This is a genomic window from Bradyrhizobium sp. USDA 10063 (assembly GCF_054063735.1).
Genome location: NZ_JBSSGP010000002.1, coordinates 7,809,122 through 7,835,392, shown reverse-complemented (window position 1 = coordinate 7,835,392; position 26,271 = coordinate 7,809,122). Strand labels below are relative to the sequence as shown.

At 60.3% G+C, this 26,271-nt stretch carries 33 protein-coding genes; 4 read left to right on the top strand and 29 right to left on the bottom strand.

From position 1 onward, the window contains the following. Positions 1–24 precede the first annotated feature (24 nt). From ACVJGD_RS38880 to ACVJGD_RS38810, 15 genes are all read right to left on the bottom strand, one after another. On the bottom strand, positions 25–1,179 hold the full coding sequence (locus tag ACVJGD_RS38880; RefSeq protein WP_456640517.1) for a DegT/DnrJ/EryC1/StrS family aminotransferase: 1,155 nt from the start codon (positions 1,177–1,179) through the stop codon (positions 25–27). A gap of 44 nt (positions 1,180–1,223) precedes the next feature. Further along, a complete protein-coding gene (locus tag ACVJGD_RS38875; RefSeq protein WP_456639133.1) occupies positions 1,224–1,493 on the bottom strand; it encodes a hypothetical protein in 270 nt (89 codons plus the stop codon). A gap of 35 nt (positions 1,494–1,528) precedes the next feature. After that, positions 1,529–1,888 carry a DUF3024 domain-containing protein gene (locus ACVJGD_RS38870; protein ID WP_456639132.1) on the bottom strand — a complete coding sequence of 120 codons (360 nt, stop codon included), beginning with the start codon at positions 1,886–1,888 and terminating at the stop codon, positions 1,529–1,531. Positions 1,889–1,902: 14 nt separating this feature from the next. After that, positions 1,903–2,142, bottom strand: coding sequence for a nitrogen fixation protein NifZ (locus ACVJGD_RS38865; RefSeq protein ID WP_456639131.1), 240 nt, complete (start codon positions 2,140–2,142; stop codon positions 1,903–1,905). Beyond that, positions 2,139–2,459 carry a nitrogen fixation protein NifZ gene (locus ACVJGD_RS38860; protein WP_456639130.1) on the bottom strand — a complete coding sequence of 107 codons (321 nt, stop codon included), beginning with the start codon at positions 2,457–2,459 and terminating at the stop codon, positions 2,139–2,141. Before ACVJGD_RS38860 ends, ACVJGD_RS38865 begins: the two co-directional genes overlap by 4 nt. Positions 2,460–2,462: 3 nt before the next feature. Beyond that, entirely contained in the window at positions 2,463–3,203 is a 741-nt protein-coding gene (locus tag ACVJGD_RS38855) for a 4Fe4S-binding leucine-rich repeat protein (protein WP_456639129.1), read from the bottom strand. Continuing rightward, positions 3,193–3,729, bottom strand: a complete 537-nt coding sequence (locus tag ACVJGD_RS38850; protein WP_456639128.1) for a hypothetical protein — start codon at positions 3,727–3,729, stop codon at positions 3,193–3,195. The genes ACVJGD_RS38855 and ACVJGD_RS38850 overlap by 11 nt, the downstream gene beginning before the upstream one ends. 56 nt (positions 3,730–3,785) lie before the next feature. Next, the gene (locus tag ACVJGD_RS38845) at positions 3,786–4,070 is read right to left on the bottom strand and encodes an iron-sulfur cluster assembly accessory protein (protein ID WP_456639127.1); all 285 of its coding nucleotides are present in this window, start codon (positions 4,068–4,070) and stop codon (positions 3,786–3,788) included. A gap of 12 nt (positions 4,071–4,082) precedes the next feature. Further along, positions 4,083–4,307: a 4Fe-4S binding protein gene (locus tag ACVJGD_RS38840; protein ID WP_456639126.1), complete on the bottom strand. Its 225-nt coding sequence runs from the start codon at positions 4,305–4,307 to the stop codon at positions 4,083–4,085. 10 nt (positions 4,308–4,317) lie between these two features. After that, positions 4,318–5,877: a nitrogenase cofactor biosynthesis protein NifB gene (nifB, locus tag ACVJGD_RS38835; protein ID WP_456639125.1), complete on the bottom strand. Its 1,560-nt coding sequence runs from the start codon at positions 5,875–5,877 to the stop codon at positions 4,318–4,320. Between the two features lie 346 nt (positions 5,878–6,223). After that, positions 6,224–7,087: an SIR2 family NAD-dependent protein deacylase gene (locus ACVJGD_RS38830; RefSeq protein ID WP_456639124.1), complete on the bottom strand. Its 864-nt coding sequence runs from the start codon at positions 7,085–7,087 to the stop codon at positions 6,224–6,226. After that, positions 7,084–7,308: a putative nitrogen fixation protein NifT gene (gene nifT, locus ACVJGD_RS38825; protein ID WP_456639123.1), complete on the bottom strand. Its 225-nt coding sequence runs from the start codon at positions 7,306–7,308 to the stop codon at positions 7,084–7,086. The genes ACVJGD_RS38830 and nifT overlap by 4 nt, the downstream gene beginning before the upstream one ends. A 4-nt stretch (positions 7,309–7,312) precedes the next feature. Further along, a complete protein-coding gene (gene nifS, locus ACVJGD_RS38820; protein WP_456639122.1) occupies positions 7,313–8,497 on the bottom strand; it encodes a cysteine desulfurase NifS in 1,185 nt (394 codons plus the stop codon). An 11-nt stretch (positions 8,498–8,508) separates the two neighbouring features. Then, positions 8,509–8,799 carry a NifU family protein gene (locus ACVJGD_RS38815; RefSeq protein WP_456639121.1) on the bottom strand — a complete coding sequence of 97 codons (291 nt, stop codon included), beginning with the start codon at positions 8,797–8,799 and terminating at the stop codon, positions 8,509–8,511. A 19-nt stretch (positions 8,800–8,818) separates the two neighbouring features. Beyond that, a complete protein-coding gene (locus ACVJGD_RS38810) occupies positions 8,819–9,139 on the bottom strand; it encodes a HesB/IscA family protein (RefSeq protein WP_456639120.1) in 321 nt (106 codons plus the stop codon). 277 nt (positions 9,140–9,416) lie between these two features. Between ACVJGD_RS38810 and ACVJGD_RS38805 the strand changes: the two genes are divergently transcribed. Together ACVJGD_RS38805 and ACVJGD_RS38800 are read left to right on the top strand one after the other, a co-directional pair. Then, the gene (locus ACVJGD_RS38805; protein ID WP_456639119.1) at positions 9,417–10,028 is read left to right on the top strand and encodes a hypothetical protein; all 612 of its coding nucleotides are present in this window, start codon (positions 9,417–9,419) and stop codon (positions 10,026–10,028) included. Positions 10,029–10,457: 429 nt separating this feature from the next. After that, positions 10,458–11,048, top strand: coding sequence for a hypothetical protein (locus tag ACVJGD_RS38800; protein ID WP_456640516.1), 591 nt, complete (start codon positions 10,458–10,460; stop codon positions 11,046–11,048). 9 nt (positions 11,049–11,057) lie between these two features. Here ACVJGD_RS38800 and ACVJGD_RS38795 read toward each other — a convergent pair whose 3' ends face one another. Then, positions 11,058–11,474: a Rieske (2Fe-2S) protein gene (locus ACVJGD_RS38795; protein ID WP_456640515.1), complete on the bottom strand. Its 417-nt coding sequence runs from the start codon at positions 11,472–11,474 to the stop codon at positions 11,058–11,060. Positions 11,475–11,490: 16 nt separating this feature from the next. Here ACVJGD_RS38795 and ACVJGD_RS38790 point away from each other — a divergent pair, with 16 nt between their 5' ends. Further along, positions 11,491–11,874: a hypothetical protein gene (locus ACVJGD_RS38790; RefSeq protein ID WP_456640606.1), complete on the top strand. Its 384-nt coding sequence runs from the start codon at positions 11,491–11,493 to the stop codon at positions 11,872–11,874. Positions 11,875–11,997: 123 nt separating this feature from the next. On the opposite strand, the gene ACVJGD_RS38785 is transcribed toward ACVJGD_RS38790, so the two are convergent. The 9 genes from ACVJGD_RS38785 to nifD all read right to left on the bottom strand — a co-directional run bounded on the left by ACVJGD_RS38785 (position 11,998) and on the right by nifD (position 20,966). Then, positions 11,998–12,714 (bottom strand): sulfite exporter TauE/SafE family protein, encoded by a 717-nt coding sequence (locus tag ACVJGD_RS38785; protein WP_456639118.1) that lies wholly within the window; start codon positions 12,712–12,714, stop codon positions 11,998–12,000. A gap of 542 nt (positions 12,715–13,256) precedes the next feature. Further along, positions 13,257–13,556 (bottom strand): ferredoxin III, nif-specific, encoded by a 300-nt coding sequence (gene fdxB / locus ACVJGD_RS38780; RefSeq protein ID WP_456639117.1) that lies wholly within the window; start codon positions 13,554–13,556, stop codon positions 13,257–13,259. 11 nt (positions 13,557–13,567) lie between these two features. Further along, on the bottom strand, positions 13,568–13,768 hold the full coding sequence (locus ACVJGD_RS38775) for a CCE_0567 family metalloprotein (protein WP_456639116.1): 201 nt from the start codon (positions 13,766–13,768) through the stop codon (positions 13,568–13,570). 9 nt (positions 13,769–13,777) lie between these two features. Further along, positions 13,778–14,248 (bottom strand): NifX-associated nitrogen fixation protein, encoded by a 471-nt coding sequence (locus ACVJGD_RS38770; protein ID WP_456639115.1) that lies wholly within the window; start codon positions 14,246–14,248, stop codon positions 13,778–13,780. A gap of 7 nt (positions 14,249–14,255) precedes the next feature. Then, a complete protein-coding gene (nifX, locus tag ACVJGD_RS38765) occupies positions 14,256–14,651 on the bottom strand; it encodes a nitrogen fixation protein NifX (protein ID WP_456639114.1) in 396 nt (131 codons plus the stop codon). Between the two features lie 21 nt (positions 14,652–14,672). Next, positions 14,673–16,055 carry a nitrogenase iron-molybdenum cofactor biosynthesis protein NifN gene (gene nifN, locus ACVJGD_RS38760; protein ID WP_456639113.1) on the bottom strand — a complete coding sequence of 461 codons (1,383 nt, stop codon included), beginning with the start codon at positions 16,053–16,055 and terminating at the stop codon, positions 14,673–14,675. Positions 16,056–16,064: 9 nt separating this feature from the next. Then, positions 16,065–17,735, bottom strand: coding sequence for a nitrogenase iron-molybdenum cofactor biosynthesis protein NifE (nifE, locus tag ACVJGD_RS38755; RefSeq protein ID WP_456639112.1), 1,671 nt, complete (start codon positions 17,733–17,735; stop codon positions 16,065–16,067). Positions 17,736–17,834: 99 nt separating this feature from the next. Continuing rightward, positions 17,835–19,394, bottom strand: coding sequence for a nitrogenase molybdenum-iron protein subunit beta (gene nifK, locus ACVJGD_RS38750; protein ID WP_456639111.1), 1,560 nt, complete (start codon positions 19,392–19,394; stop codon positions 17,835–17,837). A gap of 69 nt (positions 19,395–19,463) precedes the next feature. Next, complete coding sequence (gene nifD / locus ACVJGD_RS38745) at positions 19,464–20,966, bottom strand: nitrogenase molybdenum-iron protein alpha chain (RefSeq protein ID WP_456639110.1); 1,503 nt, start codon at positions 20,964–20,966, stop codon at positions 19,464–19,466. 306 nt (positions 20,967–21,272) lie between these two features. On the opposite strand from nifD, the gene ACVJGD_RS38740 reads away from it, so the two are divergent. Next, positions 21,273–22,216 (top strand): IS630 family transposase gene (locus ACVJGD_RS38740; RefSeq protein ID WP_456639109.1). Its coding sequence is split into 2 segments (ribosomal slippage): positions 21,273–21,608 and positions 21,611–22,216, totalling 942 coding nucleotides; the frame shifts between segments, so codons are not numbered across the junction. Positions 22,217–22,616: 400 nt separating this feature from the next. On the opposite strand, the gene ACVJGD_RS38735 is transcribed toward ACVJGD_RS38740, so the two are convergent. The 4 genes from ACVJGD_RS38735 to sufC all read right to left on the bottom strand — a co-directional run bounded on the left by ACVJGD_RS38735 (position 22,617) and on the right by sufC (position 26,254). Further along, positions 22,617–22,799: a hypothetical protein gene (locus ACVJGD_RS38735; RefSeq protein WP_456639108.1), complete on the bottom strand. Its 183-nt coding sequence runs from the start codon at positions 22,797–22,799 to the stop codon at positions 22,617–22,619. 116 nt (positions 22,800–22,915) lie between these two features. Next, entirely contained in the window at positions 22,916–24,163 is a 1,248-nt protein-coding gene (locus ACVJGD_RS38730; protein WP_456639107.1) for a cysteine desulfurase, read from the bottom strand. Further along, entirely contained in the window at positions 24,160–25,482 is a 1,323-nt protein-coding gene (sufD, locus tag ACVJGD_RS38725; protein ID WP_456639106.1) for a Fe-S cluster assembly protein SufD, read from the bottom strand. The genes ACVJGD_RS38730 and sufD overlap by 4 nt, the downstream gene beginning before the upstream one ends. 19 nt (positions 25,483–25,501) lie before the next feature. Next, positions 25,502–26,254 (bottom strand): Fe-S cluster assembly ATPase SufC, encoded by a 753-nt coding sequence (gene sufC, locus ACVJGD_RS38720; protein ID WP_456639105.1) that lies wholly within the window; start codon positions 26,252–26,254, stop codon positions 25,502–25,504. Between the last annotated feature and the right edge of the window lie 17 nt (positions 26,255–26,271).

Genomic DNA, 26,271 nt, shown 5'->3' with positions numbered 1-26,271 from the left:
GCGCTTCTGAGGGGTTACGCGGCTCTAATAAATTGCTGCCCCGGCGCCGACGTTGATGGACGCGTCCTTCATGGTTTCCACTATGAACTCGATCTGATTTTCGTTGAGATGGGTATGAAACGGCAGTGCTAGGGCGCGATCGGCGATTTTTTCTGTGACCAGGAAATCGCCATGACGATAGCCGAGGTCGAAATAGTGCCGCTGCAAATGCAAGGGATGGCAATAAGCGGCGGCCTCGACCCGCTCGATGCGCAGGTCATCGATGATAGCGTCCCGGCTGGATCGCGTGAAGCGCGTCCCGAGATGGACGAGATAGAGGAACCAGTTCACCTCGGTCACATGGGGACCCACATAGGGCGGCTTGATACCCTCGAAGGATTGCATATGTGCATTGTAGAGCTGTTCGGCGAGCCGGCGCCGCTCCAGGATTTCGTCCAGGCGCTTGAGCTGCGCAAGCCCCAATGCGGCTGTGAGATCACTCATGCCGGCCTGGTGGGACGCTGCGCTGCTGACGACAACTGAGGAGCGCTCATCCAGCCGGCGCGAGCGATGGCGACGCAAGCTAACCGCCGTGTCGATGTCGTCAGTCACCACCATGCCGCCTTCGCCGCAGGCCAGGGCCATTGGCTGGGCAAAGTCAAACACGGCGATGTCGCCAAAGCAGCCGACGAGTTCGCCCTTGTATCGCGATCCGATCGCCTCTGTCGAATCCTCCAGGAGCAATAGCTGATGGCGCTGCGCGATGGCGCGCAGCTCCGACCATGGCGCCGGATGACCATTGGGATTGCCGGCAATAATCGCCCGCGTGTCGGCGGTGATACGCTCTTCGACCTTCGCGGGAGCCAAGGCTCCCGACCAATAATCGACGTCGGAAAATACGGGTCGCGCACCCACGAGACTGATGGCATGCACCGTCTCACGAAACGAATAAGGGGAGGCGATCACCTCCTGCCCGCGCCCGATGCCGAGCGCTCTTAGCGCAAGTAGAAGCCCGATCGTGCCGCTTGGAACGGCAACGGCATACTTGCGGTCAAGGTAGGTGGCAAAGGCTTTCTCGAAAGCGTCAGTGATCGGCCCGTTTGAAATTCGCGGCGCACACAGCAGTGCTTCCACAGCGGAGAGCTCCGCTGACGTAATATCGGGATCGGAGAGCGGAATGAAGGATAGGTCGGCCTCGATTGCATTCGCGTCATCCTGGTGATCCTCTGCGAGTGCAACGCCGCTCACCGCCCAACACTCCTTGCCGCAAGCAGGATGCCAATCGCCCGTGCCGGATCGGCCGTGATCTGCACGCAGCGATCGCAGCCATCGATCAGATGCAGGTCGAAACGCGGAAAAGTTCGGAACGGCCGCTCCGTCACATCAGACGCATCACAGCGCGTCACGGCGAGTTGCCGAAAGCGGCGCCGCAGCTCAAGGACCGGGCTTGCATCCGCCTCCGCCGCTACAAGCACCCGTTCGATTTCAATCAGTTCGTCTGTACCGAGCGCCATCGCGACTCCTATCTAACTGCTTCACTAAAGCACGGTCATTGCCAGAACAGCCGCTCAGGATCGGTGTTCAGTTCGTCGAGTGCTGAGGTCAGCCGGAGGTAAATACTGTAAAATTCCCAAATTCCCTGCGTGTGGTCTTTGCGGAACAGCTTCCAGGCCCCGTTCACTGTGTCATAGTGGATCAGCGCGACGTCGATCAGGCCGCCGTCCTTGTCGATATTGCGCGAGCAGCAACAGCTTTCGACGAGATAGCCGCCCCTTACCTGCTTCACGTTCGGAGAGACATAGCGATAGCGCTTGCGCGCGGCGAGCGCGCGCTCGATCCGCTTGCAATCGAGCTCGTTGGGGTGGGCCGTCGGCCCGACAAGTGCCCTTCTGGCTACCGAGGCGTTCATCGCAAGAAGCTCCCTCAAAGCGGTGTGACCTCTTCTTCAAGACAGCCAACGACCAGTCGCTCGCCGAAATCGACGAGATAGATTGGCACGTTCGCTTCGGTATGCCTGCCGACCTGCACGATCTCGCCGACCCCTCCGACGCCGATCAGCAGTCCATCAGCCGGCGCCTCCGGAAAGGAGCCGTCGTTGATGAGGTCGACCGCGGCTTTGACGCGCTGTCCCCATTGGTATTTGGGAAGCCGCGGCTCGATCATGATGCCGCCTGTTCTGGCAACGGTAGATCGTCGAGCTCCTCGCCCGCCTCGACAGGATCGAGCTCCTTGCGCTTCATGCCGACGCGGTTGCCGCTTTCGAGGAACTCGACGCCGTAGATGTAGAACTGCTGCAAGAACGTGCCGATCGAAACGACGTAGCCGACCTCGCCTTTCTTGGCGAGAACGTCGCCGATTTCCTTGCCGGCATAAGTGCCGTCATTGCGGATGGTGCGCTTGGCCCGTACTTTTTCGCCAAAGCTGAAGAAGGGCGGCCCGGTCAGCTCGACCACGTCGCTGTCGCGAACGATGTTGCTCATGTACTATTCTCTCGCGAACTTACCGGACGGCTGACTACCGGCGCGGCGCCCAGTCTCCTGTAGCAGCCTGTCCTCGTTCTTAGTGAGCCCCTTCAAGTCGGCGCTCCTGATGCGCCGCGCTCCCTCATAGTTGGACGCGCCAATCGGGATCGCACCGCAGCACAGCGAGCGAATCGGGCGAAGGTTGCTGCGCCATCGCCGTCTGCACGGTTGGATCGGGGTCACTCGCCTTGCAGGCAGCAACCAATCATAGGGTATGCGCCGGGCCACTACGCGGCGGACCTCGACCGCGTCATCATGCATGAGCCGAGGAGCCAACGGTGGCGAGATGCGGCGCGCTACGATCTCATCCGACAACATCGGCACTGCTTCCTCGCTTTCAGCCGAACTGGCGACCCGGATCTGCAGCTCACTTCCCAACCGCGGGATATGCCGCTTCGGCGACCGCGGGGCCGCATTCCAGCGCACCGCTTCTTCCGCATCATCAAGCAGCGACCGTAACAGAAACAAATTGACGCGCTCGGCCGTGATCGCCTGCACCGCGAAATGCGGATGAGCGATGTAGGCATTGGCCAGCGCCGGATTGTACTTGACGAAGCGGTCGACGCACCGGGCGTAGCGGAGATTGACGCAGGCGTCCATCGGGCGACAGCTGGCAACCTCCTTAAGCCAAGAATGGCTGTGCGCACCGCAGTCGACCTCGTTGCCCTGCCAGTCACGAGCTTCGTCGATGTCATTCGTCATCGTCCTGCCCCATCCGCTCCAGCACATTCAGGAGAACCTTGGCGCCGATCTTGTCGGTCGGGTCGAGCTCCAACAGCTTGCTCGCGGCGGCGCGCCCTTCGTCCAGCTTGCCAAGCCGCATCTGAAGGTAGGCATAGCCTTTCAGCGAAAAGAGATAGAAGCGCGGCAGGACATCCTCGTAGCTACCAAAAGACGCATCACCCGGGCCGACCAGCCGATAGTCGTCGGCGAGCCCATTTTCACACGCCGCCTTCGAAATGCAGAGCTTTGCGGCCTCCAACGCCTCCGCCAACCGTCCCCTGTAGAAATAGAAGCGGTAGAGGCCGATCAGGACCGCAACATGACCCGGCGCCAGCGCCAGCGCCTCACGCAGGTGTTTTTCCGCGATCTCATCCAGGTGATAGGAAAGACCGGCCTGCCAGAGATGATCCTCGGCTTCCCTCGGCAAGCCTTCGCCGAGCAGCGAGTGCGCGATCAGCCTCCCCTCGCCCGCGGACAGCGGATTGCCTGAAGCATCCAGATCCAATAGCGTTCCCCTCTAATGAGCGCATTCACAGGCGTTGTCGGCGCAGCACGCACCGCTTAGGACCTTGAAAAATGATGCCCGTCTGGCGCGGTGGTATCGGTTAAATCGATGGTTTGCACGGCGGAGCAACGGCTAGCTTTCCCCGTTGAGATGCCGCTTGGGCTCGTTACGCTCGACGATCTGCTCGCTGGGTCTGCCAGCGTCGCAATGGCGACATCGGCGGACAATTCCGAATAGCCGACCGGCGTCACGGCGGGCCGGTAAACTGAGGCGGACGCACCATCTGCGCGCAACATGAAGCGGATGAATTTTTCCGCACCAGGCGTCGCAGTGAAGTTCATGACCTCGCCCCTTTATGCCCGCGCCTGGTAGCGCGGCAATGATGTGTCGACGACGCAGGTGTTGTCGACCGGACAGACGGCGACACATTGCGGCTCGTCGAAATGACCGGCGCATTCGGTGCATTTCTTCGGATCGATCACGAACGTCCCGCCCTTCTCCGAGATTGCGACGTTCGGGCATTCCTGCTCGCAAGCCGAGCAACTCGTGCATTGTGAAGCGACGATCTTGAACGGCATCGGCTATCCCCTACGCGGCCGTAATCAGCGCGCCCGGGCGGATCGCTGCATCGCCGCGCTGAACATGCTGGATTTCGCCGCTCTGTACCTTGTGGAGATAGGACTTGAACCAGGCGATCGCCGATTTCTCGATGAGCTCATGCGCGTACTGATCGACCGGCTCGATGCCGGCTTTGATCAGCTCGCTCTTCGGACAGCCGCCGATCTTGGCTACCAGTACGGCATGGCAGTCGTTGATGGCGCCGATGATGGTAGCAAGGCTGTTCTTTTCGCCATAACCGCCCTGGCAGTAGAGATCGACGCGACGGTGGCCGACGAATTTGGCGCCAGATGTCGAGAGTTCGTACACCTGGAACTCCTTGGCATGTCCAAAATGCTCGTTTAGCAGGCCCGAGCCCTTGGTTGCGACTGCGACCAGAAGCTTGATCTCACTCATCTCGCCGGCGAGGTCGGCCGACTGCTCCTGCTCGGCCGCGACCTTGGCGACGCGCTCCTGCTCGATCTTGGCCTGATAGGCTTGGCGCGTCTGGAGGTCGTACTTGACATCCATGGCCATGATCTTTTCGGTTGTGAAGTCTGCGTTGCGGTCTTCGCCAAGCAGGCCGACGGCATCGGCCCGGCACTGGCGACAATGCCGCATCATATTCATCTCGCCCTCGCACGCATCCTGCAGCGCCTTTAGCTCCCGGGCGGTCGGGCCACGCTGGCCGCTGAGGCCAAACACGGTGCCGTGCTCGGGCGCAGAGATCAGCGGCATGATGTTGTGCAAGAACGCTCCGCGCGACTTCACGGCCTTGTTGACTGCGAGCAGGTGCTGCTCGTTGACGCCCGGGATCATCACTGAGTTGATCTTGCAGAGAATGCCTCGCTGGGAGAGCATTTCGAGGCCTTGGAGCTGGCGGTTCGTCAGGATCTTCGCTGCCTCGACGCCACTATAGCGCTTGTGCTTGTAGAAGATCCACGGATAGATTTTTGCACCGACCTCGGGATCGATCATGTTGATGGTGATGGTGACATGGTCGATGTTCAAGCGGGCGATGGTCTCGACGTGATCGGGCAATGCCAGCCCATTGGTCGACAGGCACAGCTTTATGTCGGGCGCGGCTTTGGCCACCAGCTCGAATGTCGTGAAGGTTTTTTGCGGATTGGCCAGGGGATCGCCAGGGCCGGCGATGCCGAGCACGGTCATCTGCGGAATGTTCGAGGCGACCGCGAGCACTTTTCTCACTGCCTGCTCAGGGGCGAGCTTCTCGCTCACCACGCCGGGGCGCGATTCATTGGCGCAGTCATATTTGCGATTGCAGTAATTACACTGGATGTTGCAGGCTGGCGCAACCGCGACATGCATGCGGGCATAATGGTGATGCGCCTCTTCGCTGTAGCAGGGATGGTTCTTCACCTTTTCCCAGATTTCGCTCGGCAGATCGCCTTGGCCGGCCCTTGACCCGCAGCCAGCCTTGTCGCTGCTCCGCGAGTTGCCGCAGCCCTTATGCTCAGCGATGCCCCGGACGATGTCGCTACTATCTACCGCATCTCCGGCGATGATTTCGCGCTCGGCAACCGCGTCCATGTTCAGTTCTCCCCTGCAGGCCAGACAGGCTTCCCAGGACAAGCCCCTGAGCGAGCCGTTCAAGGAGAGAGTTAGCAACTTGCATGCCATCTTGGGGAACGATCATTTTTCTCGACTATCTCGCTGAGTTAGCGAGCGATCCGTGCTATCGCATAGATGACAGCGATAATGCGGCATGTTGGAAATCTGACAGCCGTAGCGATCCTGACACAGAGACGCCGATTGCTCGCGCGTACCCATCCACGTACTGAGATTGCGCAGAGCCCCTGACCCGCACCGCGTCCTTCGATGGGATGCGACCTCTCGCCGCCAGCGGGCTGAGGTGGGCAGCGTTTTGGCAACACCGCTATTTGGCGAGCAATATCTCCACCGCACGCGGGAGTGCAATCGCGAGCGGCGTCAGGCGCTGCTCGAGAAGGAATCGCAGCTCGTTGCGTGAGAGCGACTCCGGCTCGACAATTGCATAATGGCCATCGGCCGATCGCTTGCTGATCTGTCGCGCATAGATGCGTAGCACTTGGTCGTTGAAGCGACAGCCGATAAAGAGAAAGCTGCGGCAACTGCGCCGCTCTTTCACCACATCGGGGATCGGAGTCTGAATGTCGATCTCGGTCAGCACCTCGACATAATCGGCGTCAGAGATCAGGAAGTTCCTGGCAGGCAGCACGCTGCCGTGCGGCTTGTAGAGGGCCGTGGTCCATTTCTGCGCCGCCGCACGATCGACCTCTTTGCCCTGTGCACTGTAGAAGCGATACCAGCGGCCCTCGCCGATGCCGGCGCGAGTGATGCCTTGCACCTCGCCCCATCCCTCGTGCTTGCCAAGCGCCGCACGCATCGCGCCGTCGTACCAGGCGTCGACGATGACAGGCAGGGACAGCGCGGCGAGATGATGATGCAGTGGCGTCGGCTCGACCGGCGCAGCAAAGGCCTGCGCCATCAATGCCGTCACCGTGGAGCGATGCTTATTGTTCTCGATGTGCTGCGCCGACGCCCATGCGTTCCCATTTGCCCGGCGCGGCAGCGCGACCCTGGAAGCGAAGAATGCAGCCAACGCCTCTGGCGCCATCGGCACATCCGGTTTGGACAACTCGGCAAGGCCGGGTCCGAGATAGGGGACAATACTGCCGGCACGCAGCTTGGCCGCGACGTCAGTGAGGATCGCCTCCGCATCGGCCGCGGTGACAACATCGATCTGCGGGATCGCCTTCATCGCTCGTCCCCGTCCTCACCGCGCTTCCTGGCGTTGATCGTGATCGGCAGTGGCGTGTCGCTCGCCATCTCGGGCAGATCGAGCACCCAGCCATTGGCTATTCTGACCCAGCCGCCCCACAGCGTCTCGTGCTCCGATTCGATGATCGGCTCTTCCAGATCTTTTTTCGGCACGTAAATCGACAGGCCCGCATCCGGAGAGCGGCGAATCATGACTTTCATAAGATCAACTCCGTGCATCTGGGCGAATTGCTGGCGAGATTGGCGCGCTTCCGCGAATTTCGCGCAGGTGAGCCACGACACCGGACAGCACGACCACGACATTATCGACCTCTTCGAGGGTGGTCTCACGCGAGAGCGAAAAGCGCACGGCCCCACGCAAGCTGCTCGCAGGCACGTTCATGGCGCGCAGCACATGCGATGGCTCCATCTGGCCGGAGCTGCAGGCTGATCCCAGCGAAACGGCGATGCCTGCACGATTGAGATGATGGCCGATTGCTTCGCCTTCGAGATGTTCGAAGGCGATATTGGCCGTGTTCGGCAGCCGGTTGCTGACATCGCCGAGGGCTATGCAGTGGCCGTTGTGTAGAATCGCCTGCTCCAGGCGATCGCGCAGCCCACCAATGCGAACGCGCTCCGGTTCGAGCCGCTCCGCCGCAAGCTCTGCAGCTTTTCCAAGACCGACGATGCCGGGAGTGTTCTCGGTTCCGCCACGGCGCCGTCGTTCCTGTGCCCCGCCCCAAATCAGCGGTCTGAATTTCGTGCCTTTGCGCAAATAGAGCGCGCCGATCCCCTTGGGACCGTGCAGTTTGTGGCCGGACAGCGACAACATGTCGATAGCACTGTCCTTCAGGTCGATAGGCACCCTGCCTGTGGCCTGCACGGCATCGGTGTGAAACAGCGCGCCTGCCGCGCGGGCCAACCCAGCCAGAAACTCCACCGGGAAAATCGTGCCGGTCTCGTTGTTAGCCCACATAACCGACGCAATTGCCGTGCGTGGTCCAAGCGCCGAGCGAAACGCCTCGACGTCGAGCCGGCCGCGCGAATCCACCGGGATCACATGCGTCTTGATGCCCCTTGTCGCCAATTGCTCGACCAGCGTAAGGATGGCGGAATGCTCGACGGAGGTGGTGACGATCTCGTCGCGGCCTTCCTGAGTTGCAAGCGCAGAGAGGATCGCGGTGTTGTTGGACTCGGTCCCGCCGGAGGTGAAGACGATCTCATCATCGTAAGCGGCTCCCAGCAGGCCCTGTAGGCTGCGGCGCGCCTTCTTCACCGCATCGGCGACCTCGCTGCCGAAGGCATGAGCGGAGGAGGCATTGCCGAACTTCTCAGTGAAGAACGGCAGCATGGCTTGGAGGACGCAGGAATCGGTCCGCGTGGTTGCATTGTTGTCGAGATAAACCGGCACAAACACCTCGTTCAATGCCGCGCATTGGCGGTGCCGGCGACTGGGATCAGACGAACGAGTTCGCCGAGCCTATCGACCAGCCGCGCCTGAATGCCTTCCAGCGTCGCGCTTGAAAACTTGCAGAACATGCAGGCACCAGTCAGCTTGACCATGATCTTGCTGCCGTTGATCTTCACGAGCTGACAGTCGCCGCCGTCACGTTGGAGATTGGGCCGGATCTCCTCGAGCACGGCCCGTATGAGTTGCTCCCGATCGATCTCGGTGACCGGCGACTGCTTCAGTTCTTCGGGTTCGACCAGCATGCTCCGATCTCTCTCGTCATCAGTTGAAGGGTTTGCCGCAGAAGCAGCTCGACGTGGCGTTCGGGTTCTCGAAGGTGAAGCCCAAGCCCTCCGACGCCTCCACGAAATCGATGGTCGTGCCGGCGAGGTGCTCATGGCTCTTGTTGTCGACGAACACCTTGAGCCCGTCGCGCTCGATCACGGTGTCGTCGGGCCCCGGCTCGTCGGCGAGGCCCATCGTGTATTTGAACCCGGCGCAGCCACCGGCCTCGACCACGATACGCAGGCCACCTGCCTGCTGCGCCGAGCCCGATATCGCGCACTTGACAGCATTCACTGCGCTATCCGTCAGATTGATCATGGCTCACTCGTTATTTGTTTGGATCGGGTGCCTGCGAATTGGCAAGTCGCATGCCAGCGTGCACGCACTTGATAGTTCTCGCCTTTTCAAATCGCGCCCGTTGGCTTTGCGACCCGTGTCGGTTTTCTGACACGGCGCCTGCAAGGACCGCAGCGCAACTTGCGTACTTTCTCAAAGTGTTACGCCGGCGAAACGCGGCGTATTTTGCGGCAAAGAATCTGCATTGCGTGCCGGCGCCGAATTGTCCGGTGATGAGCTTAGATCGAGAGCTATTTTCATGAGAAACGAGGCCGAACGACAAGAACAGGCACCGGGGCTGGACAAGGGCTGCGCAGGCGCTGCGCCCATTCAGATTGTTCTTCACAATGACGATGAGACGCCTCTCGGTTTCGTCGTGGGCTGCTGTGCGAGGTATTCGGCAACCAGGAGCGGGATGCCATTGCGCCTGCAAAATCCCTCGCTCAGCGGAGCAAGGCTATCTATCTGCGCCCGCTATCCTCCCTCAGTTGCAAAAGCACTTCTCGAGGAAGCGCAGGACCGCATTCAAGCTCAAGAATTTCCCCTGCTGCCCGATACGACCGGTCGCCGCAAGCTGATCCGGCTTTATGGCATGCGACTGCCGCTTGATGCGGAGATCGTTGCCGAGGCCGTGCACCGTACTGAAGGCCTAAGCGCCGCTTTCATCAAGGAACTCATGCGGCGCATCGCGCAATCAAGCATCGCGCGTAACGGCGGAAATTCGGTCATCACAGCCGACATCGAGGAAGCGCTCAATGATATGCTGTTCACCGGCGGCCGGCTCAACGTAAAACTGCTGGGTGGGTCCCGAGCGATGGCTGCCTGGGCCAGAATCAAGGCGAAGCGAGGGAGATCACCCACCAAGGGCTAGCTCCAGCTCCCGAATGAGGCGGGTATCAGAGACAGTCCATCGCTGATGACGAAGCGAGGCGAAACCAAAAAAGACTGGCCCGCTGCCGGCTTTGCCGATGTTGAGATCGTGTTCTGACCGCATTCACTGCGCTAATCCGTCAGATTGGCTATGGCTCACCTCCCTTTGCTTCAGTCGCGCCTGCGAAATTGGCAACCCGCATGCCAGCGCGCACGCGCTCGATGATACTGACCCCCTTCGAGTCGCGAGTGTTGGCTTTGTAACCCACGTCGGGTTCCTGACAAGGTTATTCGAGGGATCGCGGCGCGCTTGCGTGTTTTCTTTAGCGTTATGCCAATGAAACGCTAGGCACGCGGCGGCAGACAATTTGCATTGCCTCTCGCGCTGCCGGCGTGTCCGGCGATTGCCTTAGATCGAGTACGATTTTTCATGACTACAATCGACAACACTGCGCTCGGCCGGCTGGACAAAGAGGGGCGCCTGCTCAACGCCGTACTCAAAGCCGGGACCAGCAAGCCGGGCCGGTTCGGCTTTCGGGGCGATATCGCATTGAAATTCCAGGCCCAGGTCGCGGACGAGAAACGGCCGCCGGACTACTCGATCGAGCAGGTACTAACAGTCGCGCAGGAAGGCGAAAGTACGATTCCGGTGCTGGCCGGCTATCTGCACTCCTTCGCCTATCTTGCCGATGTGGCAAAAGTTCTTGACGGCGCGCTGAGCCCCGATGGCAGCTACTTCATTTTCTGCAACAACATAGACCTGTTGGCGAAATACCGGACCAAGCTGGGCCAGATCACCTTCCACGTACTACCGTGCGATGAATCCACCGTCTGGAAGGAGATGATGGACCTTGTCGGGGTCGACAAGAACGACATCAAGAAACTCGACGCGGGCGGCAAGCTCGATTACCTGCTCGACGCAGCCAAGGATCTCGATGCGTCCTATGACGAGATTTGTTACGAAGATGCGCTGAAGAGGATGAAGCCAGTGAAAAACCGCAACGAGAACCGGCCTGTCTGAGCGCCGGCTTCAGCATTCGCCGCGGAGATCGTCCTCCTCTTCGACAAGCCGTACACCGGTCACGCAGATATCGCCGTCCAACACCGTCAACGTGATGGGAATGAGCCCGCTGCCTTTGCACGGACCCTCAAGGCAGCGGCCCGTGCTGAGCTCGAAGGTCGTACCGTGCTTGCCACACATCAGCCGCATGCCGTTAGGATCAAGAAACTGGTTTCGTTCCCAGTCCAGATTGACGCCGTCATGCGGGCATTTGTTGAGATAGCCAAATACCCGCTTGCCCCAGCGCACCACAACAATGGACCACGGGCTGGGGCTGCCGTTCTCGTCGACCCTCATGAGATAGAAGCCCCTGGCCCGCTGGCTTGGAATGTCGTTGAAACCGCAGATCGCATAGGCGGTATTCGGCTGCGTCCGCTGCTCATGCATGGCAAGAAGCCTTTCATTGATCACCCTGCAATCCCCCCTGCAAGAATTGCGCAAGCGCCAGAGCGCCTCACGGTCCTGGCAATCCGGCGGCCGCGCCGTAAGCACGACCACAACTCATTGCGACCGACGCACGATCGACGGATTCGCGCGAGCATTGGTGCTCATGGCTTTCCTAAAGCCCATCTCCGCTGCTGCTACAGAAATTGACTTCTTCGCGTCCGACTTTGCCGGCTGCTTGTTGGACGAGCTAAAGGCAATGCTCGATCGCGGCACGCTAATCGTCTATTCGGTTACCCCGGGGAACCCCACGCGGCTTGTTGGGAAGGATGGGCTTGATACCGGTCCATTCATAATCGGCGAGTTCATGGCGCATGATTCGAAGCCAAGTTTGGGAGTTTGAATCACAAGCATCTGGCCCAACACAATGCTCCCCCAGGCCGAGCAACCAGTTGCTTTTGGAGCGAAGCCGACATCAGATGGTAGGCAAAGACCGTCGTCTCGGTCGAAATGCCCTTAGCGGTCATCAGAAGAACATCAGCTGTAAGCCGGCGGCGACAAGAATACCCGCTAGAACAAGCCTAGTTGCAATCTGGCCCAGCCATCGCAGGCCGATTGCGGTTCCTATGATGGCTCCGCCCAGCACGGCCGTCGCATAGAGACCGAAGTAGGAAGACGGAGTTTGTCCGGCAAGTAGAGCGCCGACGAACCCCACGACGGAGTTCGCCAGGATGAAAGGAGCCGAAAGCGCTGGAGCTTGCTTCGGTGAGGCCCAGCCCAGAGCGATAAGCGCAGGCGCCAGGAAGATGCCGCCGCCCACGCCGGTGAGACCCGAGACCAATCCGACGACGGCCCCCATGCTCAACGCACCCCAAATCGGCGTTTCGCCATCCTGATCGGCAGCCGGTTCGCGCCGCAAGATCGTCGTCGCGCCGGCGAGCAGCAATACGATACCCGTCGCGGTCTTGTAGACATGCTTGTCGAGCACGATAAATCCGCCGGCTAGAGCCGTCGGCAGTGACGAAACCAGAAGCGGCCGCAACTTCCGCCAATCAACGACTTTCTTGCGATTGAAAACCCAGGTCGAGTACGTCGCAGCGACGATGTTGAGCGCGAGCGCCGTTGGACGCATCTCGGACGTCGGAAAGCTGGCGAACGCCATTAACGCTAGGAACGCGGTCCCGCCCGCCTGGCCCACGGTCGCGTAGAGCAGCGAGATGACGCCTAAAACCAGAGCAAACAACGAGTGGACCCTCCGATCTTGAGAAAGTGCGCGCGGCAGGGCTAGCAGTACCATACCCCGATTGGCCATCTTTTCCGCGCTGGACAATTGTTGCTTGAACCATCTATCGTGCGCGTTGATATTGAGATTAGACCGTTTGATCCGTCCCGACATAACAGTGCGTAGCGTGTTTAAAGATCCGGTTTCGCTGTGCTGCCGATCGGGTCGAATGAACAGGGGAATGCTCGTCCGCTTCTGTGCAGGTTATCGGGAGACGCTGGCAACAAGGAGCTCCGGACGTTCAACTGATCGGCGCCCAAAACTCGCCGAGGCACCAAGTCGCGGGAAATTGGGCACCGCGAGTGTTATGGGGCGTTAGCTCGGTGAACTCCTCGGCATCGCTGCGATGAGGACGACGGGCCGAGGGATCCTCCCTCCCCCTCGCGAGAGGATCGGGCGGGAGGCCCCCCTATCCGCGAGCGCAGCATATGGAGAGTCTCCTCGCCCGATGCTTCGCGTTGCATCTCTCTTCGGTCCATGGGAGAGTTGGACAACGGCGCCTCTCAAGCCGCTTCCACCGAGGCGGGCACATGGGTCTGGCAGTTGGTAGGACAGACCCGGGCGCAGGCGCCGCAGCCGATGCAGGCGCCCTGGTCATTCATCACCATAACCTTCTTCTCGATCTCATCGTCTTCGTCATCGTCGAGATCGACAAGACCGCCCTCCTCGTTGATCCCCTTCAAGGTCATCACGTCGCGACCACAGACCTTGAAGCAGCGGCCACAGCCGATGCACTTTTTGGCATCGATTGAGATCAGATAGTCCGGGGTCCAGTCGCGGCCATCCCGTGTGGCAAATGACATGATCAGACCCTTTACGCCTTCTTCAACGCTTTCAGATCCCGGCTTTTGCGCTCAAGTGCGGCAAAGGCATCGTGCGCCTTCTGCGCCACCGCCATGATCGAGGTCCAGTTGGCGGGTAATTCCTCCGACAGGTCGTGCAGGTCCATTTTGGCCTGCGTCGCTTTGGCCGATAGTTTCTTTAACTCTGCTTTCAGCGTTTCGAGATCGCTCATGAGCTGCCCTCAGTAGTTCGCCACGTCGGGAAATCTCTGGATCATCTTGATGCCGCCCTTGACATATTTGTCGCCTTCCGCCGCAAGCTTTGCGAGATTGTCGAAGCCGAAGCGGTGCACGTCGCGCAGCTGCTTATTCACTACGATCAGCCGGCCACCGATCAGCACCATGCGGCCAAAGCCTTCATGGTGCATCTTCAGCATCGGCTGGATCATCACACCCGTCGCCCTCTCGATCGAAAGCGCGACCGTATTGAAGAACAGTTCCAGCCGCCAGATCGTGTCCGGATCAGGATCTCCGACGATCGGCAACGCACGCCGCTTCTCCTTGTCCAGGACATAGGGTTCGAGCAGATCGAGATCGCTCTTGCCGTCCCAAGCACCATGGGTGTCCTCGGCGCGCCAAATCTTGACCAGCTCCCTCACGAACGGCGTATTGAGGGCGCTGTCGGTTTGCACGATGTCTGCGGCCTCAGTCATATCGTCCTCACTCCTCGAAATCGAGCGTGCGCTCCTGGCCTTTTGCCAGGACCTTGCGCAGCCAAGGCGGCGGGGTCCCTTTCAGGACGCCCTGGAGCTTCTCGACCAAGCTCAGGATGTCCTCGGGCTGGTTCACCTTCATGGGGTGGATGTTGTTGGCCACCACCCGTGCGGCACCGGCACCACCGATGGCGGCGACATAGAGGATGGCACAATCCTTGATCGCCTCAATCTTGGGGACGAGCTTATCCTCGTTGCCGTCTTCCTTGAGATCGCCGTCGAACTGAATCGCCTCAACGAATTTGTGCCCGTCGAGCCCGACATCATAGATGGCAATGTTCTTGGCCCAGCCAAAATGCGCATCGACGCGCTTCAAGTCCTGGGTTGCGAATGCAACTTTCATGCAGTCGTCCTCTCGGTTGAGTCAATGAAGCCCCGGCGGCCGGACCTGCAGGCCGCTGTCAGTGATCCGCCAGGTGTCGGGCGTCGGCTGGTGATGTTCCTCGCGGTCGGTGATCACGAGATTGGCGATATCGAAGATCAGATCTCGCGTGCCGCGATAGCCGACAGAAAGCTGGTGTCCAGCGCCGATACGGTCGAACATCGGAAAGCCCGCACGATAAAACGGAATCTTCAGCCGCGCCGCCGCTTGCCGGCCATGCGAATGCGCGATCAGCAGATCGCAATTCCTTGTCTTGGCAAGCTCTTCCAGATCCTCAAGATCGCCGATCAGCACCTCCTTGGTCCTGATCCGATCCAGCACCGGCGACTGCGTGGTCGTCACGGCCGCCGTGACCTGCGCACCCATCTCATGCAGCATACTGGACAGGTCGAATAAGAGGTCGGGCTCAGCACCGATCGCAAGCTTGCGGCCGCCGATATGGAAATGCGCGTCCAGCATCGCATCGGCGAGCTGGCCGCGCTGGCGCCGATATTTTGATGGCACGGGGCAGCCGCTGATCTGGCTCAAGAAAGCGATGAATTCATCGTTGGGGAGGAGGCCACACAGCCGTTCGAACAGGCGAAACGGCACCCCGGTCTTGGCCTGCATGGCTTCTGCCGCCCGCCGCATCTGCGCACCGATGGCAATGGTCCAGCCGGACTGCCCCATGCTCGCAACTTCGTCGACCCCGATGCCGCCGATGGTCGTCGGCGTAAACTCGTCAGGGATATGCCCGTCGAGCGATCCTGCCAGATCAGGCAGGAAGGATGGCTTCAGGCCGAAATCCTCCAGGATGGCCCTGAGTTCATCGAGATCGCCCGGCGTCAGGTGGCATCCGGGGAGGACATTCACCCGCGCGAGATCGCGCTCCGCCTCGAGCGCCGGCGCCTCCACCAGCACCTCGACCATGCGCGCCACCGTCTTTTCCCAGCCGTCCTGAAACGCGTCCTTGAAATCGGGCGTCGAGACATAGACGAGAGGAAACGTGGCGAGCTGCGGGTGCTTTTCGCGGATCAGCTTGATGTAGGCGTCGACATCCTCGCCATTCGTTTCGGTCACCCCAGTCGAGCAGATACCGATGATCTCCGGTTTGGTCCGATTGTAAATGTTGAGTAAAGCCTGCTCGACATTTTCGTAGCCACCGAGCACGGTCGCCACCTCGCTCATGGCAGTGGTCTGAAGCGGCACCGCCTCTTTGAAGTGCCGCACAAACAGTGTGAGTCCGAATGATGTGCATCCTTGCGAGCCGTGCAGAAGCGGCATCGCCCCACGCAGCCCCATGAAGGCGAACGCGCCGCCGATCGGCTGACTCATCTTCAGCGGGTTGACCGTGCAGGCCTTCTTCGGTTTGGTGACAATGGCCATGACGCCGTCCTATTCGGCGGCCTGCAGCTTGGCAGGCGGCAAGGAGACTGCCATGGCCGCTAGCACGTGCTCGATCCGGCGCCTGCAGCAGCCACCGACCGCGTTGGTGTGCTGTCTGACTGCCTCGACGCTGGTCAGGCCATGCGAGCGGATCGCATCCTCGATCGCGCCGAGATCGACTATGTTGCAGAAGCAGACCTTTTTGGCGCGCCGGGTCCTCTCCGCCAGCGCCGGATGGGCCGCGATCTCGGCCCGCGCATCCATCTGCGCGATCGCCCTGGTCTGCCAATTCTTGCTCACCTCGTCCCACGGCGCCGGTCGACGCAGGTGCTCCCACATCGGGTTGAACAGCGCCTTCTCGATCTCCTCGACCAGCTTCACGATACCGACGTAGCCCATATAGGCGTGGCAACGCTCCTGGTTGATGTCGAGCCAGGGCATCGCCGCTTTCAGCGCGACGAACTGTGATTTTCCGCCGGAGAGCATGATGTCCGCGTTCGCGTCCTTTAGCATCTTGTACATCTCGCGCGGTGTCATGTCCTCGATCATGTGGGCATCCTGCCCCATCAGCTCCTTGATGCGCTCCTTGTCCTTCTTGGTGGACTTTTTGACACTGGTGCCGACCAGCTCGAGCCCCACCTCCTGCAGCGCAGCAACGACCGACCAGGACTTGACGCCGCCGGTTATCAACAAGACCTTCTTGCCTCTGAAGCGCGGCTTGTACGGTTCAATCGCGGCCCAGGCTCGCGCTTCCTCGCGCGCGATTACCGCCTCGGTGCGCTCGATCAGTTCGGAAGGAGCGCCGCGTTCGACCAACAGCCGCGCAATCTCGCGCAGCGAGCCGCTGCAATCCTGGATGCCGTAGAACGACCCCTCGAAGAACGGAATGCCGTAGCGCTCCTTCATCTTACGCGCAACATTGATCATCGCCTTTGAACACACCATCATGGCGGCTCGTGCCCGGTGCGACGAGGCGACTTCGCGATATTTGCCATCTCCCGACATGCAGGAGAGAATGCGGATACCGAGTTCGTCAAACAGCGGCTTGACCTGCCAAAGCTCGCCGGAGAGATTGTATTCGCCGATCAGGTTGATGTCGTAGGGCGTGGTGTAGTCCGGCTCCTGCGTGCCGATGACATGTTCGAGCAAGGCCTCGCCGGCGAGCTTGTTGCCGAGATTCTTGCTGCCGACGAAGCCCGGCGAATTCACGGGAATGACCGGCTTGCCGAACCTCCGCGAAGCCGCCTTGCAGACCGCGTTGATGTCGTCGCCGATCATGGCTGGGACGCAGGTCTGATAGACAAAGATGGCCGGCGGGTTGTACTTGTTGATGATCTCCTTGATTGCCTTGTAGAGACGCTTCTCGCCCCCAAATACTATGTCGGTTTCGTTCATGTCAGTGGTGAAGCCGGTACGCCAGATGCTGGCGCCAGAAGAGGCCGCACCGCGGTTGTCCCAGGAATTACCTTCGCAGGCGACCGGACCGTGCACCAGGTGGGCGACGTCGGTAAAAGGCTGCAGCGCGATCTTGGCACCGTCGAAGGCGCAGCCACCCGCGGCGCCGCCCGGCTGCAGCTGTTTGGTGCAGCCCTTCTTGCGGTCGGCATCCGACTTGTTGGCGTTCTTGGCGCAGCCGGGCTCGTCGAAGAGGTCCTGGATCGTGGCCGATAGCGAACTCATCCGTCTACTTTCCCAACCCGAGGTTATCTGCGAAGATCAAGCCATCGCGCGCTTAGGCCATCGCCGATGTTTGACGGCGATGGCGCGCGTCCTTCGCCATCAACGAATGATGTCGAAGCTATAGTCGGTCTTGCCGGCAATGTTGGTCTTCTTGTCGATCTCGTCGAAAATCTTGTCGAGAATCTTCACCAGCACGTTCATGCCGCCCTGATAGCCCCACACCGGAGCGCGGTGATGGTGATGCCGATCAAAAATTGGGAAGCCGATGCGGATCAGTGGCGTGCCGGTGTCGCGCTCCAGATACTTGCCATAGGTGTTACCGATCAGGAAATCGACGGGCTCTGTGAACAAGAGCGAACGCATGTGCCAGAGGTCTCGCCCCGGATATGCGTGGCAGTTCTGCCCAAAGGGCGAGCTCGCAAACAACGCCTGCATCTTCTCATCCCAGGCCTTGTTGCCGTTAGTGGATAACACATGGATCGGTTCGGCGCCAAGTTCGAGGAGGAAGGCAGCTAACCCGTAGCAGAGGTCTGGATCGCCATAGATCGCGAATTTCTTGCCATGGATATGCGTGCTGGAGTCAGCCATCGCGTCGACCAAGCGGCCGCGCTCTCGCGTCAGTTCCTCCGGTATGTCTTTGCCGCTAATGCGCGACAACGTTATGAGGAACTCATCCGTTGCAGACACGCCCACCGGATGATTGAAAGCCACGACCTCCTGGCCATGGTTGGCGATGAACGGCAGCGTCTTTTCCGTGCACCACTGCTGCATGGAGATTGTCGCCTTGGCGTGAACCGCGTTCGCAGCGTCTTCCAGCGTGGTGCCTCCGTCATACATCCGGAACTCGCCGTCGGTCGGTGTATCGAATACATCGGAATTGTCGGCGAGGATGGTGTACTGGATGCCCATCAGTTCGAAGATGCGTTTGATCTCGCGGATATTGCCGACAGTGTAACCGTCAAAGCCGCCGATAAAATTGATCTTCTCGTTAGGCGCGCGCTCGGGTTTCGGCGCTGTTCCGGCCTTTCCACCCCAGAAATGTTCCAGGATCCCCTTGAGCGCATTATCGTAGCCGGTGACGTGGCTACCCACGAAGGCTGGCGTGTGCGCGAATGGCACGTCGAAATTCGTCGGAACCGAGCCCTTTTCCTTTGACGTCTTGATGAAGGCGTTGAGGTCGTCTCCGATCACCTCCGCCATACAGGTGGTGGAAACCGCAATCATTTTGGGCTTGTACATATTATAGCTGTTGGCGAGCCCGTCGATCATGTTGTTCAGGCCCCCGAATACCGCAGCGTCTTCCGTCATGGACGATGAGACGCAGGAGGTCGGTTCCTTGAAGTGCCGCGACAGATGGCTACGGTAATAGGCCACGCAGCCCTGGGAGCCGTGGACGAAGGGCAGCGTACCCTCGAAGCCAACTGAGGCGAACACCGCGCCGAGCGGTTGGCAGGCCTTGGCTGGGTTTACCATCAGCGCTTCCCGCGAGAAGTTCTTTTCGCGATATTCGGGCGTTTTTGCCCATTCCCTGATGCGTTCGACCTCCGCGGGATCGCGGGGATTCTCGAACATCTTCTTCTTGTTGGCCAGCATCTGCTGGTATTCCGAACCGCGGAACAGCTCGAAGTGATCGAGCACGTGCTCTGCATTCTGCGCCATTGGTAGGACCTTTTCGAAAATCGTGAACAATGTCGGCTCAGGCTCTCAGCAGAGAGCTGGCCACTTGCGTCATTCTGCAGCTAACAGTTTCGGCTTCGGGATGTCCTTCCACGGCGCCTTTGTCTTTTTCCAGATCGGTGAGTTGATGGCCATGTCCATGTCGCGCGCGAAGATCGGAAAACCGTCATAGCCATGATACGGACCTGAATAGTCCCAGGAGTGCATCTGCCGGAACGGCACCCCCATCTTCTGAAACACGTATTTTTCCTTGATCCCCGAGCCGACCAGGTCAGGCTGGATCTTCTCAACGAAGCGTTCGAACTCGTAGCCCGTGACGTCATCGTAGATCAGCGTGCCGTCCTTCACATAATGCTGGGCGGTGCGCTGATAGTCGTCATTGTGCCCGAACTCGTAGCCGGTGCCGACCACCTCCATGCCGAGATCTTCATAAGCGCCGATCACATGGCGCGGACGCAATCCGCCGACGAATAGCATTACCGACTTGCCCTCCAGTCGCGGGCGATATTTTGCGATCACCGCGTCCACCAGCGGCTGATATTTTGCAATCACCAGCTCAGCGCCCTCCTTGATCTTGTCGTCGAAATAGCCGGCGATTTTGCGCAGCGACTCCGCAATCTTTGAGGGCCCAAAGAAGTTGTATTCGCACCACGGAATCCCAAACTTCTCCTCCATGTGGCGGGAGATGTAATTCATGGAGCGGTAGCAATGCAGCACATTAAGCTTGGCCTTCGGCGTTGCCTCGAGCTCGGCCAGCGAACCGTCGCCGGACCACTGGGCGATCACGCGCAGGCCCATTTCCTCCAGCAGTATTCGGGATGACCAGGCGTCGCCACCAATATTGTAGTCGCCGATGATCGCGACATCGTACGGCGTCGCCTCGAATTTCGGCTTGTTCTCGGGCGTGATCTTGTCGAATATCCAGTCCCGCACGGCGTCGTTCGCGATGTGATGCCCGAGCGACTGTGACACGCCGCGGAAGCCCTCGCAGCGGACCGGCACGATCGTCTTGCCGCCGTATTCCTTCGACTTCGCTCTAGACACCGCCTCGATGTCGTCGCCGATTAGGCCGATCGGGCATTCTGACTGGATGGTGATGCCGCTGTTGAGCGGGAACAGCTCCTGGATCTCGTCAATGATCTTGTTGAGCTTCTTGTCGCCGCCGAACACAATATCCTTTTCCTGGAAGTCGGAAGTGAACTGCAAGGTTACGAAACTATCGATGCCGGTCGTGCCGACGTAATAGTTGCGCCGCGAGCCCCACGAGTACTGTCCACAGCCGACCGGACCGTGGCTGATATGGATCATGTCCTTGATCGGTCCCCAGACAACCCCTTTGGAGCCCGCGTAGGCGCAACCGCGTATTGTCATCACGCCCGGGATGGACTTGAGATTGGACTTGACTCCGCAGTCCGACTTGCCGGTCTCGTGAACGTTGAGGTGCTTAGCACGTCTTTTCGCGGTCTTCTCCGGATAGACCTTCAGCACCTCCTGGATCAGCACTTTGTTGCGGGCTTTGATTTCTGCGATGCTCTGGCTCTCGGCGAGACTCATGCTGATATCCTTCAAGAGATTTCCTGTTGCGATACGGCTCTCGGCCACAAGTTTGCAACGACCGTGCCAGCGCTGCGTGAACACAAAAATCAGCGCATTTGGAAGTAGATAGCCTGTTCGCGAGGCAAGACAGACTGTTGTTGCAAACCCGACATCGGAAAGTGTCCACAGACGTCCTTGCTTGATCCTGTTCGGAACAAAACAACGGCGCACTAGAGCGGGATGGGTCTAGTTTGAATCGATTGGGGATTCCCAAATCGGGTTGGTTCTGATTCAACATGCTGGCTGGAATGGAGGCCAGCATGGATGGGACGACCTTATTCCGACGACCTTCGTGAGCGGGTAGTGAGGGCTGTCATCAAAGGCGGCCTGTCGCGGCATCAGGCCGCGGCCCAATTTGGGGTGGGCATCAGCACGGCGATCAATTGGGTACAGCGCTTCCATGAGACCGGCAGCGTCAAGCCGGACCAGATCGGTGGCTATAGGCCAAAGAAGATCGCAGGGCCGCACCGCCAATGGCTGATCCAACGATGCCGGAAGGATTTTACCATACGTGGGCTGGTGGCCGAACTCGCTGAGCGAGGCCTCAAGGTCGATTACCGTACGATGTGGGAGTTCGTCCACGCGGAGAAGCTCAGTTACAAAAAAAGACGCTGATTGCCGCCGAGCAGGACCGTCCCGATGTCGCCCGTCGGCGGGCGCAATGGACCAAGTATCGGGATCGGATTGATCCCTCCCGCCTGGTGTTCATCGATGAGACCTGGACCAAAACCAACATGGCGCCGCTGCGGGGTTGGGCACCGCGCGGTCAACGCATCAAAGCCAAGGTGCCGCACGGCCGCTGGCAGACCATGACCTTCATGGCCGCTTTGCGCCACGATCGCATCACCGCTCCCTGGTTCATCGAGGGGCCGATCAACGGCGAGACCTTCCTTCTTTACATCGAGCAGGTTCTGGTTCCGACGCTGCGGCACGGCGACATCGTCATCATGGACAATCTCGGCTCGCACAAGGCCCACGCTGTACGTCGTGCCATCCGTGCCGCCGGCGCCCGGCTCTTCTACCTGCCGAAATACTCGCCCGATCTGAACCCGATCGAGCAGTTCTTCGCCAAGTTCAAACACTGGCTGCGTAAAGCCGCGCAGCGAACCACCGAGGCTGTCTACGAGGCCATCGCGCCGATCCTTGACACCGTCTCACCGGCCGAATGCGCAAACTACTTTGCCAACGCCGGATATGACCAAACCTAAACCCATCGTGCTCTAGGCGTGACATTTCACCGCGGATCGCAAAGCCGCGGAAGACTTGCGGTACTTGGCCGGCCCGCTAAGCGAACCAGCTGCCGAGCTGTGTCAGCCGGGTCGGTCCGCCAGCACCATCCATCACCGCGAAGGCCGACCTATGCTCAAGCGCAATTCTGAGTGGCCTCGGCCCCATCCTGATCCGAATGCTATAAGTCCCGCCAGCCACCACATCGTCGCGGTCGACCCGCTGGCGCTGTTCGAGGAGCTCGGCTTGCGCGAGCATCTCAGCCTGCCCGCGCGACCTCTTCGTGACCTTCCACATGCGCGCCTACGTCCAGGCCACACTAGGTCATACGCGTTGAGGCACTATGCTTGAAACCTCGGCTATACGGAGAGATCAGTTGGTTCACCGGAGACCAACCACCTCGCGAGCGCGCATGACGACGAAGATGGCCTGCCATGGAACCAAGCGAGTCGAAGGAATCACCGAGAAGCGCCAACTCTGCCGCACGGTTCCAGTATCGCTCGGATAGACCAGCGGCTCGCCGATGTCCTTGTGCGGATACATGTCGCCGCTCTTAAGCAGCATCAAAAAAGGTCCCCCCGCGCGGAAGTCGTGCGCTCTGAGGTTTCGCGCATCGGGCGACGCTTCGCGTCACATCCGACGCCCGCCATCTGTACTGGACTTCGAGGCGGCTCGCTCGCTCATGAGAAAAGTTCTTGAGCCTTGATGAGCGCGCCCGTCAGTACATCGATCTCTTCATGCGTGTTGTAAAAGGCGAACGAAGCGCGGCAGGTCGCCATCACGCCAAAGCGCTTGAGCAGCGGCATCACGCAATGGGTGCCGGCGCGCACCGCAATGCCCTGGCGGTCGATCACGGTCGCGACGTCATGGGGATGGGCGCCCTTCATCTCGAAGGAGATCACCGGCCCCTTCTGCCGGGCGGTGCCGATCAGCCGTAGCGAATTGATCTCGCGCAGGCGCTCCTGGGCGTGGGTGAGCAGGTCGTGCTCGTGGGCGGCGATGCGCTCCTTGCCGATCGAATTGACGTAATCGATCGCAGCCCCCAGCCCGATCGCCTGCACAATCGGCGGGGTTCCGGCCTCGAATTTGTGTGGCGGGTCGCCATAGGTGACCCAGTCCTTTGCGACCTCGCGGATCATCTCGCCGCCGCCGTTATACGGCCGCATCGCGACCAGGTGCTCATGCTTGGCATAGAGCGCGCCGATGCCGGTCGGGCCGTAAACCTTGTGGCCGGTGAAGGCGTAGAAATCGCAGTCGAGGTCCTGGACGTCGATCGGCAGATGCACGGCACCCTGCGCGCCGTCGACCAGCACGGGAATGCCGCGGTCATGGGCGATTCTGACGACTTCCTTGACCGGAACCAGCGTGCCGAGCGCATTCGACATCTGCGTGATCGCCACCAGCCTGGTGCGCGGCGAGAGCAGCTTCTCGAATTCCTCGATCAGGAAATTGCCGTCGTCGTCGACCGGCGCCCATTTGATGACGGCGCCATGCCGCTCTCGCAGGAAATGCCAGGGCACGATGTTGGAATGGTGCTCCATGATCGAGAGCACGATCTCGTCGCCCTGCCCGATATTGGGCTCGCCCCATGACGAGGCAACCAGGTTGATCGCCTCGGTGACGTTGCGGGTGAAGATGATCTCTTCGCTACGCCGGGCGTTGACGAACTGCGCTACCTTGGTACGGGCGCCTTCGTAAGCCTCCGTCGCGGCATTGGCGAGGTAATGCAGGCCGCGATGTACATTGGCGTATTCGGTCTTGTAGGCCTCGGCCATACGGTCGAGCACCGCATTCGGTTTCTGCGCGGAGGCCGCGTTGTCGAGATAGACCAGCGGCTTGCCGTAGATCTTCAGCGCCAGCGCCGGAAAATCCTCGCGCACGCGCGCGACATCGTAGGAGCCGTTGGCGACCGCCGGATGGATGCTCATCCCCTTGCCTCCAGCCAGCGCGCTGCCGCGGCAATCACGAACTCCCGCAAAACGTCATCGGTGATCTGCTCCATCGCTTCACCGACAAAGGCCTGGATCAGCAGCGCCTGCGCTTCCTTCTCGGCAAGCCCCCGCGCCCGCAGATAGAACAGCAGGCTTTCGTCAAGCGCGCCGGCGGTTGCGCCATGGCCGCACGAAACGTCATCGGCAAAGATCTCGAGTTCAGGCTTGTTGTCCGCCTCGGCCTCATGGGAGAGCAGCAGCGCCCGCGTCTCCATCTTGCCGTCGGTTTTCTGCGCGCCGGGACGGACGATGATACGGCCCTGAAACACCGAATGCGCGCGGTCGTCGACCACGGCTCGGAACGTCTCGCGGCTGGTGCAGTGCGGCACCGCATGATCGACCACGAGCGTGATGTCACCGTGCTGGGCCTTCTTCAGGAGTTTGACGCCATTGACGGAGAGCTCGCCGCCCTCGCCGGCGAGCGTAATAAAACCCTGTAGCCGGCTGGCCGCGCCGCCGATGGTCATGTTGAAGAAGTTGAGCTTGACCTTGCCGCCGACCGTCACGATCGCGGAGGTTATGTTCACCGCATCGGGCGCGTCGTCCATCAGCCGCATATGGGAAACATCGGCTCCGTCGCCGATCCAGAGGATCACGGCGTCGTTCACCTGATAGGCAGCCGCATCGGCGGCTGCGACAAAGCTCTCGACAATGGTCGCCCGCGCGCCCTTGCCGACCCGCACGCTCGAGCGCATGAAGGCCGAAACTGAGGCTTGGGTGGCGACATGGATGATCTGGATCGGCGCGGAGAGTTTTGCGCCGTCGGCGACGGTGAGCACGACACCATCGGTCGCCAATGCCGCATTGAGCGAAATCACAGCATCGGTCGAGGTGGTCTGTAGCAGATCGCCGCTCGCAGCGTTTGCGTCGTTCTCCAGGACCTTTTGGAGCGTTCTCAGGCTCACATCGGTCCCGAGCGCGGCGGTGTCGGAAAGTTCCGGCGCAAACATGCCGTCGACCAGCACCAGCCGGTGCGCGCCTTCGATTGCCTGGGCCTTGAGCGCATCGGCCGCGCGCGACAGCGCTGTTGCGTCCGGCTCGGCGGCGAGCGGCAACACCTCGCGCATCAGCATGCGCAGATCGGTATATTTCCACTCCTCGATGCGGCGATGCGGCAGGCCGAGGCGCTCATAAGCCTCGAACGCCTGGCGGCGTGCCTCGGCGATGTTCGCCGTTCCCGGCAGCCGACTTTTCGCGGTGGCGAAGAGATCGCTCACCGTGCGGCCGGTTCCGGTCTTTGCCAACGCAATGTTCATCACGAAGTCCGTTTACATCTTACGCGGCATTCTCGAATTGAGCGTAGCCTTGGGCCTCAAGCTCCAGCGCCAGCTGCGCATCGCCGCTCTTCACCACGCGACCGCGCGACATCACATGCACGAAATCCGGCACGATGTAGTTGAGCAGCCGCTGGTAGTGGGTGATCACGACCATCGCGCGCTCGGGCGAACGCAATGCATTGACGCCGTCGGCCGCGATCCTGAGCGCATCGATGTCGAGACCGGAATCCATTTCATCGAGGATACAGAGGCTCGGCTCGAACAGCGCCATCTGCAGGATCTCGTTGCGCTTCTTTTCGCCGCCGGAGAAGCCGACATTGACGCCGCGCTTGAGCATATCCTGCGGGATGTTGAGCGAATTTGCGACTTCGCGGACCTTCTTCAGGAAGTCCGGCGTCGAATATTCGCTCTCATCGCGCGCCTTGCGCTGCGCATTCAGCGCGGTACGCAGGAAGTTCATGGTGGCGACGCCGGGGATTTCGACCGGATACTGGAACGCCAGAAACACGCCCTTGGCAGCGCGCTCGTCCGGCTCCATCTCCAGCAGGTCCTCGCCGCGGAACAGGATTTGTCCGCCCGTAACCTCATAGCCCGGCTTGCCGGCGATGACGTGGGAGAGCGTCGACTTGCCGGAGCCGTTCGGCCCCATGATCGCGTGCACCTCGCCTTCGTTCACGGTGAGCGACAGCCCATGGAGGATTTCGCGATCCTCGACCCGGACCTTGAGATCTTTCACTTCAAGCAATGCCATTACAGTTTTCCTAGGGT

What these genes read in the sequence shown, in the direction of transcription:
- ACVJGD_RS38855 (WP_456639129.1), bottom strand. Translation starts at nt 3,203, where the DNA reads ATGACGAATGACATCGACGAAGCTCGTGACTGGCAGGGCAACGAGGTC.
- ACVJGD_RS38735 (WP_456639108.1), bottom strand. Translation starts at nt 22,799, where the DNA reads ATGCTGCTTAAGAGCGGCGACATGTATCCGCACAAGGACATCGGCGAG.
- ACVJGD_RS38860 (WP_456639130.1), bottom strand. Translation starts at nt 2,459, where the DNA reads ATGAGCAACATCGTTCGCGACAGCGACGTGGTCGAGCTGACCGGGCCG.
- ACVJGD_RS38870 (WP_456639132.1), bottom strand. Translation starts at nt 1,888, where the DNA reads ATGAACGCCTCGGTAGCCAGAAGGGCACTTGTCGGGCCGACGGCCCAC.
- nifE (WP_456639112.1), bottom strand. Translation starts at nt 17,735, where the DNA reads ATGAGTTCGCTATCGGCCACGATCCAGGACCTCTTCGACGAGCCCGGC.
- nifN (WP_456639113.1), bottom strand. Translation starts at nt 16,055, where the DNA reads ATGGCCATTGTCACCAAACCGAAGAAGGCCTGCACGGTCAACCCGCTG.
- sufD (WP_456639106.1), bottom strand. Translation starts at nt 25,482, where the DNA reads ATGAACATTGCGTTGGCAAAGACCGGAACCGGCCGCACGGTGAGCGAT.
- ACVJGD_RS38795 (WP_456640515.1), bottom strand. Translation starts at nt 11,474, where the DNA reads ATGCATGAGCAGCGGACGCAGCCGAATACCGCCTATGCGATCTGCGGT.
- sufC (WP_456639105.1), bottom strand. Translation starts at nt 26,254, where the DNA reads ATGGCATTGCTTGAAGTGAAAGATCTCAAGGTCCGGGTCGAGGATCGC.
- fdxB (WP_456639117.1), bottom strand. Translation starts at nt 13,556, where the DNA reads ATGTCATTTGCCACACGGGATGGCCGCGACTGGACCCCGGACTATCTG.
- ACVJGD_RS38865 (WP_456639131.1), bottom strand. Translation starts at nt 2,142, where the DNA reads ATGATCGAGCCGCGGCTTCCCAAATACCAATGGGGACAGCGCGTCAAA.
- ACVJGD_RS38730 (WP_456639107.1), bottom strand. Translation starts at nt 24,163, where the DNA reads ATGAGCATCCATCCGGCGGTCGCCAACGGCTCCTACGATGTCGCGCGC.
- ACVJGD_RS38840 (WP_456639126.1), bottom strand. Translation starts at nt 4,307, where the DNA reads ATGCCGTTCAAGATCGTCGCTTCACAATGCACGAGTTGCTCGGCTTGC.
- ACVJGD_RS38830 (WP_456639124.1), bottom strand. Translation starts at nt 7,087, where the DNA reads ATGAAGGCGATCCCGCAGATCGATGTTGTCACCGCGGCCGATGCGGAG.
- nifT (WP_456639123.1), bottom strand. Translation starts at nt 7,308, where the DNA reads ATGAAAGTCATGATTCGCCGCTCTCCGGATGCGGGCCTGTCGATTTAC.
- ACVJGD_RS38775 (WP_456639116.1), bottom strand. Translation starts at nt 13,768, where the DNA reads ATGAGCGATCTCGAAACGCTGAAAGCAGAGTTAAAGAAACTATCGGCC.
- ACVJGD_RS38770 (WP_456639115.1), bottom strand. Translation starts at nt 14,248, where the DNA reads ATGACTGAGGCCGCAGACATCGTGCAAACCGACAGCGCCCTCAATACG.
- nifK (WP_456639111.1), bottom strand. Translation starts at nt 19,394, where the DNA reads ATGGCGCAGAATGCAGAGCACGTGCTCGATCACTTCGAGCTGTTCCGC.
- ACVJGD_RS38800 (WP_456640516.1), top strand. Translation starts at nt 10,458, where the DNA reads ATGACTACAATCGACAACACTGCGCTCGGCCGGCTGGACAAAGAGGGG.
- ACVJGD_RS38845 (WP_456639127.1), bottom strand. Translation starts at nt 4,070, where the DNA reads ATGAACTTCACTGCGACGCCTGGTGCGGAAAAATTCATCCGCTTCATG.
- nifB (WP_456639125.1), bottom strand. Translation starts at nt 5,877, where the DNA reads ATGGACGCGGTTGCCGAGCGCGAAATCATCGCCGGAGATGCGGTAGAT.
- nifD (WP_456639110.1), bottom strand. Translation starts at nt 20,966, where the DNA reads ATGAGTCTCGCCGAGAGCCAGAGCATCGCAGAAATCAAAGCCCGCAAC.
- ACVJGD_RS38805 (WP_456639119.1), top strand. Translation starts at nt 9,417, where the DNA reads ATGAGAAACGAGGCCGAACGACAAGAACAGGCACCGGGGCTGGACAAG.
- ACVJGD_RS38875 (WP_456639133.1), bottom strand. Translation starts at nt 1,493, where the DNA reads ATGGCGCTCGGTACAGACGAACTGATTGAAATCGAACGGGTGCTTGTA.
- ACVJGD_RS38815 (WP_456639121.1), bottom strand. Translation starts at nt 8,799, where the DNA reads ATGCTGGTCGAACCCGAAGAACTGAAGCAGTCGCCGGTCACCGAGATC.
- ACVJGD_RS38810 (WP_456639120.1), bottom strand. Translation starts at nt 9,139, where the DNA reads ATGATCAATCTGACGGATAGCGCAGTGAATGCTGTCAAGTGCGCGATA.
- nifX (WP_456639114.1), bottom strand. Translation starts at nt 14,651, where the DNA reads ATGAAAGTTGCATTCGCAACCCAGGACTTGAAGCGCGTCGATGCGCAT.